Here is a 12693-nt window from a genome sequence, read left to right on the forward strand (position 1 = left end):
AATCAAAAGTACTAAAACATAAAAATAATAATTTGAGTTTTTGCCTTAAAATTTCTCCTCAAGGAGAAAACACAAAAGAGGTAAAAAAACTCAAATTATGGAATCGCTAATAAATAAAAAGTTAAAATTGAAATTGAGTTTTCATAGCAACTTTCTTTGACTCACCCTCCTGTCCCTCTCTGCAAGCAAAGAGGGATGATACATTTGATAAACTTTCAACAATATTTTTTGAAAAATCAATTCTGAAAAAACAACTAATACCAAACAATACTGTTAAAATTTTAACTTTACCGCTTACTCCTTCTTTATTTTTAGAGAAGGCAGGAATGAGTTTAAAAAATATAAAGTTAAAATTTTAACAACCCAGCAAAGAGTTTCACAAATGCTTTCAAATAAACAAATCACAGAATAACCAAATAAATAATTCCTACAACAACAACCCATAAAGTCGTCATTGTGAGGGATGTACGACCGCGACAATCTCGGACTTTTTAGCAGTAAGGATTTAAAGGAGCATCCTACTGTTATTCATCAGATTGCTTCAGTCATTCTTCCTTCGCAATGACGGTATGTTGGAGCTTTCAATTAAAGAAGTCGGCAGTCTTCAGTCAACAGTCAAATTCCAAATAAACAAATCATCAAATAAACAAATCAACAGATAAACAAATAAACAATTCTTTCATCAGATTGCCACAGTCATACTTCCTTCGCAATGACGGTATAGTAGTGCTTTCAAATAAACAAATCACCAAATAAACAAATAAACAATTCTTCTTAGCGTTCTTTGCTTGCCCCATAAGGAAGTATGACTGTATCGGGGCGTCTTTGCGAGAAAATATAAACAAGGCAAGCACAAACTGCCTACTGAAGACTGCGGACTAAAAACCGCTCCCCAACTCTAATAAAGAACTGTAGAATCTACTGTTTTTTCAAATTCTTCTAAAAATCTGCCATAGCTACTAATATTGGAAGTGTAGCCAACCAAAAGACCGGGTTTGTCTTTGTTTCCGAAAAAATATACTTTTCCTTTAATCTTGAAATTTTTATAGGTGTAGGTATAAACAATCCATTCAGTATTTTTATTTTTTACTTTTTTATTTCCCTGTTTTATGACAATAAAGTTATCAACTTGTTTTTTTAATCCATTAATAAATTCATCTTTAGATTCTTCAGGATTTGCGAAGCTAACATTTATTGTTTCTTTAAAAACTGCCGAATTATTTATGTTATTAATATATTTAACAGGCATCCATGAATTTCTGTCAGCTTCCATTTTCCATCCTTTGGGTCCTGTAATTGAAAATAATTCTGAATCAAATTTGTTTTTTTCCTGTGCTGAAAGAATTGACACATTTAACAAAATGCTTGTAAGAATAATTAAGGTTAAAAATATTGATTTTCTTTTCATAAAGTAATTTTTTATAATTCAATTTTATCAAATCTGCTGTAAGGTATCAAAACCTCAGGAACTTCTATGTAATCTTCTTTTTGATAATTTTCAAGAATTGCAGCAACTATTCTTGGCAAAGCTAAAGCACTTCCATTAAGAGTATGTAACAAAGTGCTTTTTTTATTTTCATCTTTAAAACGCAATTTCATCCTATTCGCCTGAAAACTCAGAAAGTTGGATACAGAACTAACTTCGAGCCATCTTTTTTGTGCTGATGACCATACTTCAAAATCATAAGTTAGTGCAGAGGTAAAGCTTAAGTCTTTACCACATAATCTGAGGATTCTGTAAGGCAAACCCAATTTAACAATCAATGATTCAATATAGTTTTTCATTTCCTCAAGAGTGTCGTAGGATTTATCGGGATGCTGAATTTGAATAATTTCTACTTTGTCAAATTGATGTAGCCTGTTTAAGCCTCTGACATTTTTTCCATAGGAACCGGCTTCTCTTCTAAAACAAGGAGTATATCCTGCAATTTTTATCGGCAATTCATTTTCTTTAACAATTGTATCATAATAAATATTTGTCAAAGGAACTTCTGCTGTTGGAATTAGGAAAAAATCATCATCCTGAACATGATACATCTGCCCGTCTTTATCAGGCAACTGACCAGTGGCATAAGCAGAATTTTTATTAACCATCAATGGTGGCTGTACTTCAAGATATCCGTTTTCGGATGCATTATCAAGAAAGAAACTAATTAATGCACGCTGTAATTTTGCACCTTTACCCTTGTACAAAGGAAAGCCAGCTGCTGTAATTTTATTTCCTGTTTCAAAATCAATAATATCTGATTTTACTGCAATATCCCAATGTGGAAGTGCTTTACCCTGAGGCTCAACAATTTCTCCACTTTGTTTTAATATTTCATTATCATCCTCATTTTTCCCTGCTTGCACTGATTCATGAGGAATATTTGGTATTTCAACTAAAAGCTCATTAATATTCTTTTGAATTTCTTGTAATTCATTTCCAAGATTCTTGGATTGCTCTTTTAGCAAAATAGTTTCTTTCTTTTTCTCATTGGCTTCTACTATTTGTTTATTTTTAAATAAAATGCCAATTTCTTTTGCAATAATATTCGACTGTGCTAAGGTTTCATCCAGTTGTTGCTGAATAGATTTTCTTTTTTCGTCAAATTCAATTATTTGTTCAATTTTATCTTTTGCTTCAAAGCCTTTAATTTTTAATAGCTCTATTTTTTGTTCAGTATTTTCTTTTATTTGCTTTAATGTGAGCATAAAATTTTGTTTTTTTTAAGGCACAAAGATAAAACAATTGCTTGAAGACAGAAGAAAAAAAAGGAAGAAGCAAAGTAATCACATCAAAATCTCAAATGTCAATAAACAAATGAATTTTCATAGATTTGTACTGATAGCCTCGCGGCACTGAGCTGTTAGGCATTGTAAAACAAGCCACACAGTCCTAAAATAATTGAATGGAATTATTTTAGGGGGGTTCTATAAATACATTCGCATTAAGATTCTCAGAGTTTTTTATAGACAATGAAAAAATTTGATGCACTATCGGGATAATGTTAAAATTTTTGAAGAAGTATATGGAAAACTCTGAAAACCCTTTGGGAGCAAAGATAATAAACAATCTGACTGCGTTAAAATTTTTCTCAATAGCTACGGCTATTCAGAAAAATTTGTGCCTTGCATCTTATTCATTATCTTTGTTTCTTAAAAGAAATGTATTTATAGAACCCCCCTTTATTCAATCACAATCTTCCTAAAATATTCACCTTTTGAATTAATAATATTTATTAAATAAATTCCTTTTGGTGAATTTGCCATATCAATTTTTGCAAATTCGTTTGCATTTTTTATTTTACACATTAATTTACCGTTAATGTCAAAAATATTTACATTAAATTCTCCCTGAAAATAAATATTAAAAATTCCTGAATTTGGATTTGGACTAATTGATATTTTATTAAAAGAATTGTTTTTTTCAATCGAACTACTTTTTATTAAAACAGTTTTAGAAATTGTATCCCAACTATTTATTTCATTCATTACGTAAAGAGAAACTTTGTAAGTATTATCAACAATATAATTATGTTTAGGATTTTCATCTGTGCTTGTTGTAGCATCTCCAAAATCCCAAAGCCATACTACAGCATCTGTGCTTTTGTTGGCAAGAGTAAGTTCTTTTTCGTTTGTTGAAAATGAAAAATCGGCAATAGGCTTATCCAGATTGTAAAGAAAATCTCTGGTTTTAATAATTATTGTATCCCAAAAAGCAGTAGGCTCACCTCCTAAAAATTTTCCATTAGGAGCACCATGAAATTCATGACCTTGATTTTTTACAAAATAAGTTTCATGCTCAATCCCAAGACTTGTCATTGTTGAATCAATGCAATAACTTCCGTAAGCAATAGGAAAATCCATAGTAAGAATAGAATTTGGAGGAATCGAATTCCCTAATGGTTTAGCAGCTTTAAAGCTAACTGTATCATCAATAGTTCCGTGTATTAGCAATGCAGGAATGTTATCAGTCGATTTTATAAAAGAAATATTTTTAAGAGCTCCCCAAAATTCAACAATTCCGTTTGCTTTAGCACCATAAGCTTGAGCACCATTTTCGTTTAAGCCACCAAGATCAACATAAGTATTTACCCCAGGAGATGCTGCTAAAGGAATTTCATTTGTTTCATCCATATAAATATTTTGGATACAAATGAAAGCTCCTGAACTACTTCCCGCAAAATAAATTTTGCTAGTATCAATTTTATATGTTGAAGCATTCTTCCTTAAAAAACTCACAGCAGCTTTTCCATCCTGAATACTTCTATAAACTGCACGAACTGCATTTTCCTCTTTTATAGACACCTTTACCGGGAAACCCATAACATAATTTACTTCTGCACCTATTCCAAGCCTGTAATCCATTGATATTGTTACATATCCTTTTTTTGCAAAACTATCACAAAACGCTACAATATCTTCATTTGATTTACTCCCAAAAAGAAAAGCTCCTGAATGAGCAAAAATAATAGCAGGTCTTTTTTCCACTGTATCTCCATCCGGTTCATAAATATCTAAATGCAATTTTTTAATCTTAGTAGTATTTTCCCCACCATGAATATTATAGGCATCAAAGCCCGCAACAATATTATCAAGTATTGGAGCTGTAGCATATTCGATATTCTTTGTTTCTTTAACATTATCAAATATTGTATTTACGTATCTGAAATTTTGTGAAAACAGTAAAAATGTACTTAATAAAAATATTGAAAGGAAAATTGTCTTTTTCATCTGTCTAAATTTTATTTGTTTAAAAACTGAATTAACAGTAATTGAAATTTAATTTACATTGCAATATTAACGAAAATAATTTTGAGTTAGGTAAAAGATATTCAAATAATTTAGGGTACTTTACTTACTATTGATTGCTGACTGCTTCAATTTACTCCAAAAAAATTCTTGGAATAATTAATTTAATATTATTTTTGTCAATCACAAATTAATTGCATACCTTTGCTATTATTATAACTTGAAAATATTTTATGTTTCTAAAATTAAAAAATATTATTCTTTTGTTGATTTTTCTTTCAATCAATTTCTTTGTTTTAGGCGAAAATCTTTTAATTGAACATGATTCTTCACATTCGCATAAAAAATGCAATAATCATTTTCAATCAGGTATAAAATTCCTTGAAAACAAAGGGCAATGGAAACAGAACGTTTTATTCAAAGCAAACATTCCTGATGGATTTTTATTTATAGAGAAAAATATTTTGACATATTATTTTTATGATGGTGAAGCATTAAGTGAATACAAACATCATCCCTGCAAGGAAGTTCTAATGAAGTATCACGTCATTAAAATTGAATTACTTAATTCAAACAAAAATATTTCAATAGAAAAAAAAGGTAAATCACCTGAATACTACAACTTTTTTCTTGGCAATGACAAATCAAAATGGGCAAGTGGAGTAAAAGCATTTTTTGATATAAAATTAACAAATATTTATGAAGGCATTGACCTTGAATTATTTTCAGAATCAGGAAATTTCAAATATAATTTTATTGTTCACGAAAATGGAAATCCTCTTGATATTCAGTTAAAATATTCAGGTGCTGATAAATTGGAATTGATAGAAAACGAGTTGCATATAAATACATCACTAAATGAATTTATTGAAATATTACCTATTGTTTATCAGATTGATGGGGATAAAAAAGAAAATATTCCATGTATCTTTTTCTTAGAGAACGATATTCTCAGTTTTGATTTTCCAATGAGTTTTGATCCTAAATTACCAATGATTATCGACCCTGTTGTAATTTTCTCAACATTTTCAGGTTCATGGGCAGACAATTTCGGCTACTCTGCTACTTATGATGATTCGGGTTATGCATATTCTTCAGGAACAGTTTTTTTTGATAGTTTTCCTGTAACTCCGGGAGCTTTTCAAGAAAAATGGGGAGGAGGAGTTCCTTCAAACAATCCATCCTCAGGAGAAGAACGGGATATTGGAATTTTAAAATATACTCCTGACGGAACTCAACTTGTTTATGCAACTTATCTTGGAGGTAACGGTAATGAAGACCCTCACAGCATGGTAGCAACAAGCAATTGTGAACTTATTGTTTTTGGAAATACAAGTTCTGATAATTTTCCGATAGGACAAAAATCCTACGATAGTACTTTCAATGGTAAAGCAGATATTATTGTTGCCCGTTTTTCAAATGACGGCAAGCAACTTTTGGCTTCAACTTATATTGGTGGCTCTAAAGAAGATGCTTTAAACGGATATTTTACCCTTGCAACATCATACTACAACCAAAGTAAATTAGGCTATAACTATGGAGATATTTATCGTGGAGAAGTAAATATTGATAAAAATAATAATGTATATATTGCAACAACTACCAAATCAACAGATTTTCCAACAACAAGCAATTCTTTTCAAAAAAACTATGGTGGCGGATTACAAGATGCCTGTGTTTTAAAACTTTCAGCCGACCTTGACAATTTAGAATATTGCTCATACATAGGTGGAAGCAATGACGATGCAGGATACGGAATTGTTTTAACACAAAACGAAGACCTTTATGTTTGCGGAGGTACAAGAAGCACTGACTTGCCAGTAACATCAAATAAATTTCAAACGTCTTTTCAGGGAGGCATCTCCGATGGATTTATTTATTATATTTCAAAAGATTTTTCTTCCATAAAAAGTGCAACATATTTTGGAACAAATAAATATGACCAAACTTATCTTGTGCAAACAGACCAGTATGACAATGTTTATGTTACAGGACAAACCAAAAGTGATACTTCTTTTTTAATTAAAAATGTAAATTATTACAAATATAAAGGCAAGCAATTTATCACTAAATTAAATTCAGGTCTTGACTCCATAATTTTTTCAACCGTTTTCGGTTCAGGAAGATATCAACCCGACCTCTCTCCTACCGCATTTTTAATTGACCGTTGCGAAAGAGTTTATTTTTCGGGATGGGGAGGAGAAACAAATCATGTTGGATATAATCTCGGATATACTACAAACTTACCTATATCTCCTGATGCTCCTCAAAAAACAACTGACGGTTCGGATTTTTATTTGGCAGTTTTTGCACGAAATATTGATACATTGCTTTACGCAACTTATTGGGGAGACCCTTATAGCCATGACCATGTTGACGGTGGAACAAGTCGTTTTGATAAAAAAGGAGTGATTTATGAAGCTGTTTGTGCAGGATGCGGTGTAGGTGCTTCAAGTCAGTTCCCTACAACTCCAAATGCATGGTCTAATACAGATAAGGGACACCGTCCTCCTATTGGTAATTATTATAGTCCATTAGGTTGCAATAATGCAATTTTTAAAATCGACCTTGACATCCCTGATATTATTGCTGATTTTCAGGCTGATACTATTTTTTGCTTACGCGATTCAACAAAAATAACTAATAAAAGTTACGGTGCAGAATCTTATATTTGGGATTTTGGTAATGGCGATACTTCTCATGCTTATGAACCTAATCATTTTTACAAAGATACAGGATTATACAAAGTTACACTTATTGCTATCAACCTGTTTTCCTGTCATCAACGAGATACTGTTTCAAAATATGTCAGAGTTTACGACCAATCCGAATCCGATTTTACTTTTTCATATTTTATTTGTAACAACCATGTAAAATTTGAAGGAAGCAGTAAATATTCAGAAAGTTATTACTGGAATTTTAACGATACTTTAAGTGATTCAAACAATTATTGCTATCAGCAAAATACAGAGCACATCTTTAGTGATACAGGAAATTATCTTGTTACTTTAATTACTGATTCAGGAAGTGTTTGTGAAAACGTAACAAAAAAATTAGTTAATGTTGAGAAACTACCTTATGCAGGTTTCGAATTTGAAATTGATACATGTGAAGGCAAAGCTATTTTTCATGATTCATCTGTAAATGCAAAAAATATTAAATGGTTATTTGGCGATAATGATTCAAGTAGCTTAAACAACCCTATTCACTACTATCAAAGTGTTGATACTTTTGATATTATCCAAATTGCCGAGCCTAACTCCGTTTGTGCCGATACTATTGAAAAACGACTTATTATCATTACTCCAAAAGCCGATATAAAAGTAAAATTAGATACATGTAATTATTTTGCTGAATTCATCAATCCATCTGAATACATTGACACCATGAGTATTTGGTATTTAGGTAACGATGACACAATTAAACATCTTGATTCCTTTTTCTACCAATTTGATACCGCAGGAATTTATGAAATAACATTGATTGCCAATATGGGAACATTGTGTTTAGATACGGTAATTAAGCAATTAATAATCCCACCACTACCTGAAGCCGAATTTGTGATAAATAGAAAAAATTGTTCTCCCTTTGTAAAATTCGACAATCAATCTTTGTATTCAACAAGTCAATTTTGGAATTTTGGAAATAAGGATTCATCAATTTTAAAATCACCCGACAGCATAAAGTATGATACATCCGGAGATTATACTGTGATGCTCATTTCAATGTCAAAAGAAAATTGTGTGGACACTATTTTTCATACAGTACACATTGACCACATTGCAAAAGCAGATTTTGACTTTAAAAGCACTTTGTGTGAAACAGCCGTAGAATTTACCAATAAATCAACCAAAACAGGAAAATACTTTTGGGATTTTGGGAATAACGATACTTTCACAAAATGGAATCCCGGCATTTATGATTTTGATAGTGCAGGCAATTATCCTGTAAAATTAATTGTTGTGGATAAACCCTGCTCAGATACAATTGAAAAAATTATTCAAGTAAATGAACCACCCGAAATTGATTTTATTTTTACCAAAGATGTTTGCACACCTATTGTTGTTTTTTCCAGCAATGCAGAAGGGATAATTGATAACAGAGTTTTGTGGGATTTTGGAGACAGCAATTATAATTACTCAGAAAATATTTCTTATGTGTATAATGAATCCGGAAGCTATCAAGTTACATTTACAATTAATTACGATACGATTTGTACTGCTAAGGTAACAAAAGAAATTTTAGTTACTGATTATCAAAATGAAAAAATAATAATTCCAAATATTTTTACCCCAAATGGAGATGGTGTAAATGATATTTTCAAAATTAAAGGACTAAATTTCGATTGTGATATATACAAACTAAAAATCTTCAATCGCTGGGGACAAAAAGTTTTTGAATCGAAAGGTGAAAATATGGATTGGGATGGCACCACCAAAGGAATACTTGTTTCGGAAGGAACATATTATTACGTTTTTGAAAGTAGCTTACTTACACAAGCAGGAACAATTACGGTTGTTTATTAATATACTCTCTTAGTACTTAATGTAGTCTTAAAACATTGTAGTTCAATTAAAAGATTGTTTATTCAACTTAAAAATACTTTATTATTTTCAAAGGAATTACAAATTCGCTTGAACGAATAATCAAAAAACACATTTATAGAAAAGCTTGTTTTTGTGAACATAAGAAAATTGTTTATAAATATTTTAATTTTAGCTTTAAAATTCGCACTTAATTTCTGAAATTTGCTTTTAATTTTTAATAAAGCAAAAAACGAAAAACCATTGGAAAACTATTTGTCAGAGTTATTGTATGAGCATGATTGCGTTGTTATTCCTGAATTTGGAGCATTCATTGCGAACTATCAATCAGCACAGATAGATTCCTATTTTAACAGAATCTTCCCTCCTTCTAAAAAAATAGCTTTTAATCCAAGTTTAAAAACCAATGACGGAATTTTAGGGCATTACATTTCAAAAAAAGAAAACATTTCTTTTAGTGAAGCATTGGATAAGATTGACCATACTGTAAAAAATTGGGAAAAGCAACTACAACAAAATAAAGAAATTGACCTTGAGGATGTTGGTAAGTTATTCATTAACGAAGATGGTAAAATAATTTTCAAAGTAAATAAAAAGGTTAATTTTTTAATTGATTCATTTGGTTTTCGCTCAACAGACCTTCAAAAAGTAAATAGGAGAAAGATTATCCTTGAAATGGATAATTATCAAAAACAGCGTCAGCTTCATTCTCAAAAAGTATTTAATAGAAATTCAAACAGAAAAAATAATAGAATATTACTGTATTCAGTAGCATCCTACCTCCCTATTCTTGCAGGAATTTGGTTTTTCTTTTTAACAAAAGAACCCTTTACAGAACAAAATTTAAGCAACATCAATCCTTTTGAGCAAAAATCTATAGTTGCTGAATCAACCCAAGTAGAAAACAAAACAATTGTTGAAGAGAGTGAAAAGCAACTATTTGAAAAAGAATCAATTGAAGAAGTTACAAAAACAGAAACAAGCGAAAGTAGTAATAGCAAAAGTCAAAATATCGTAACACAAAAATCATTTGCTCCACTTTTTTATATAATAGGAGGCTCATTTCAAAATAAAAATAATGCTCTGGAATATCAGACAATTTTACAAAACAAAAATTATGATAGTGAAATAATTACTTCAAACAATAGTTATTTTAGAGTGAGTTACAGTAAATTTGAAAACAATTTTAAAGCTATACAGTATTTAAACAATATAAAAGAAGTTGAAAATACTTCAGCATGGATTTTAAAACAATAATTAAAAAAGAAATATGATAAGCACATTATTGCAAGTAGTAATGGAAAGCGATACTGCCACAGTAGTACAAGCTGAATTTGAAAAATTATCAGTATTAAATTTACTGTTAAAAGGCGGTTGGATAATGATTCCATTGATAATTTTAGCTGTTATCGCAGCCTATATTTTTATTGAAAGATATAAGGTAATAAAAAGATCGTCTGAAATAGATGCAAATTTCATGAATAAAATTAGAGATTTGGTACTAAACGGCAATATTGAAGGAGCAAAATCAATTTGCATGTCAAAAGACAATCCTACAGCTAGAATGATTGAAAAAGGAATTTCAAGAATAGGAAACCCTTTAAAAGACATTTCAATTTCTATTGAAAACGTAGGTAATTTAGAAGTATTTAAACTTGAGAAAAAATTGTCTTCTTTGGCAACCATCTCAGGAGCAGCACCAATGCTTGGATTTTTAGGAACAGTTACAGGAATGATTCAAGCATTTTACAAACTGTCAACAGCAGGAAATAATGTTGACCCCGGTTTACTTGCAGGCGGTATTTATCAGGCAATGATTACAACAGCCACAGGTTTGGCAATTGGTATTTTAGCTTTTGTTGGCTATAATATTCTTACTGCCATGATAAAAAAGGTAGTTTTCAAAATGGAAGCTACTACAATGGAATTTATTGATGTATTACACGAACCAGCATAAATTATGGCAATTAAAAGAACTACAAAAATTAATGCAGAATTTAGTATGTCCTCTCTTACGGACATAATATTTCTATTACTGATTTTCTTTATGCTAACATCCACATTTGTTGCACCCAATGCAATTAAATTGCTATTACCAAAAGCAACAGGACAAACAATGTCCACACAAAGTGTTACAGTATCGGTAAATGAAAATCTTGAATACTTTGTTGAAGACCAACAAGTATCTTTGAATCAGATAAGTACAGTTCTTGACCAATATCTTACAGGGTCTGAAAATGAAGCTATAGTATTACGAGCAGACAAAAGCATAGATTATGGAGATTTCGTAAACGTTTTAAAAGCATGCAATAATAAGTCTGCAAGAGTCGTTATAGCCACTAGACCTGATTAATAAAACTATATTATTTATGAATAGGCAAAAACTTTTCGATGACGCAAGCAAAAAGAAAGATAAAGTAACTGCATCTGTCGGTACAACTATTATTTTTGTTTCATTACTCGTATTATTCATGATTCTGGGATTTAAAACACCCTTACCATACCCTGAAGAAGAAGGTGCTTACGTAATGTTAGGAGAGACAGATTTTGGAAGTCCTTCAAATCCTACAACACAAGTTTATGAGCCTCAGCCTGCCGTACAAGAAAAAGCAGAAGTTAAAGAAGAAAGTGTAAATAATGACGCAACAGAAGAAGCCCTTACACAAGAAGCTGAAGATGCTCCTGTTGTGAAAAAAGAGACAAAAAAAGAGACAAAAAAAGAAGTTAAAAAAGAAGAAGTTAAAAAAGAGACCAAAACTGAAGTTAAAACAGAAGAAAACACAAAAGCCGATGAAACTGTCAGACAATCAAATAAATTGTATGAGTTTAACAAAATCAACGATGGAAAAGGAACAGGAGCTGACGAAGGTAATCAAGGAAGTGAAGGTGGAGACCCAAATTCAGTCAAGCCGGGAGAAGGTGGAGGAACAGGATTCTCTTTTAATATGAAAGGTAGAGGACTTTTGAAAGGACCTCCTAAAATAACCGGCAAAAACCAAAGAGCAGAAAAAGTAGTAATTGAAATTACAGTAAACAAAAATGGCAAAGTTATAAGAGCAAAACCCGTATTTAAAGGCGGTGCTACAATTACAACAGGAACTCTTGTTAATAAAGCATTGGAAGCAGCAAAAAAACTTGAATTTTCAAAAAATTCAAATGCTTTTGAAGAACAAATAGGAACTATTACTTTTAACTTTAGACCATATAAATAAGCCTTCAGTTGGCAGTCAAAAACAGTCCACAGTCGGCAGTCCCTCAATCGCGATGCGATATAACCAATTATCTAACTGGATAGATCTTCACGACAAACAGAAGACGTGTAGTCAAAAACAGTCCTCAGTCTCCAGTAGGTAGCCAAATTACCAATCCTGAAATTTCCAATATAATAATTTGAGTTTTTACCTTATAATTTCTC

General features: G+C 31.0%; 9 protein-coding genes. 6 read left to right on the forward strand and 3 right to left on the reverse strand.

Annotation, left to right across the window (positions count from 1 at the left end):
- Positions 1 to 898 precede the first annotated feature (898 nt).
- Positions 899 to 1408, reverse strand: coding sequence for a hypothetical protein (locus U9R42_07015; GenBank protein ID MEA3495770.1), 510 nt, complete (start codon positions 1406 to 1408; stop codon positions 899 to 901).
- An 11-nt stretch (positions 1409 to 1419) separates the two neighbouring features.
- Positions 1420 to 2694: a serine--tRNA ligase gene (gene serS, locus U9R42_07020; protein MEA3495771.1), complete on the reverse strand. Its 1275-nt coding sequence runs from the start codon at positions 2692 to 2694 to the stop codon at positions 1420 to 1422.
- Positions 2695 to 3011: 317 nt separating this feature from the next.
- Between serS and U9R42_07025 the strand changes: the two genes are divergently transcribed.
- The gene (locus U9R42_07025; protein ID MEA3495772.1) at positions 3012 to 3191 is read left to right on the forward strand and encodes a hypothetical protein; all 180 of its coding nucleotides are present in this window, start codon (positions 3012 to 3014) and stop codon (positions 3189 to 3191) included.
- Here U9R42_07025 and U9R42_07030 read toward each other — a convergent pair.
- Positions 3169 to 4716, reverse strand: a complete 1548-nt coding sequence (locus U9R42_07030) for a T9SS type A sorting domain-containing protein (protein ID MEA3495773.1) — start codon at positions 4714 to 4716, stop codon at positions 3169 to 3171. The genes U9R42_07025 and U9R42_07030 overlap by 23 nt on opposite strands.
- Before the next feature lie 251 nt (positions 4717 to 4967).
- Between U9R42_07030 and U9R42_07035 the strand changes: the two genes are divergently transcribed.
- The 5 genes from U9R42_07035 (at position 4968) to U9R42_07055 (ending at position 12490) form a co-directional block, all read left to right on the forward strand.
- Positions 4968 to 9260 (forward strand): PKD domain-containing protein, encoded by a 4293-nt coding sequence (locus U9R42_07035; GenBank protein MEA3495774.1) that lies wholly within the window; start codon positions 4968 to 4970, stop codon positions 9258 to 9260.
- A 222-nt stretch (positions 9261 to 9482) separates the two neighbouring features.
- Positions 9483 to 10535, forward strand: coding sequence for a hypothetical protein (locus U9R42_07040; protein MEA3495775.1), 1053 nt, complete (start codon positions 9483 to 9485; stop codon positions 10533 to 10535).
- 13 nt (positions 10536 to 10548) lie between these two features.
- Entirely contained in the window at positions 10549 to 11235 is a 687-nt protein-coding gene (locus U9R42_07045) for a MotA/TolQ/ExbB proton channel family protein (GenBank protein MEA3495776.1), read from the forward strand.
- Positions 11236 to 11238: 3 nt separating this feature from the next.
- Positions 11239 to 11631, forward strand: coding sequence for a biopolymer transporter ExbD (locus U9R42_07050; GenBank protein ID MEA3495777.1), 393 nt, complete (start codon positions 11239 to 11241; stop codon positions 11629 to 11631).
- Between the two features lie 16 nt (positions 11632 to 11647).
- Complete coding sequence (locus U9R42_07055) at positions 11648 to 12490, forward strand: hypothetical protein (protein ID MEA3495778.1); 843 nt, start codon at positions 11648 to 11650, stop codon at positions 12488 to 12490.
- The last annotated feature ends 203 nt before the right edge of the window (positions 12491 to 12693 follow it).

The sequence above is a fragment of the Bacteroidota bacterium genome (genome assembly GCA_034723125.1).
Taxonomy (GTDB): domain Bacteria; phylum Bacteroidota; class Bacteroidia; order CAILMK01; family JAAYUY01; genus JAYEOP01.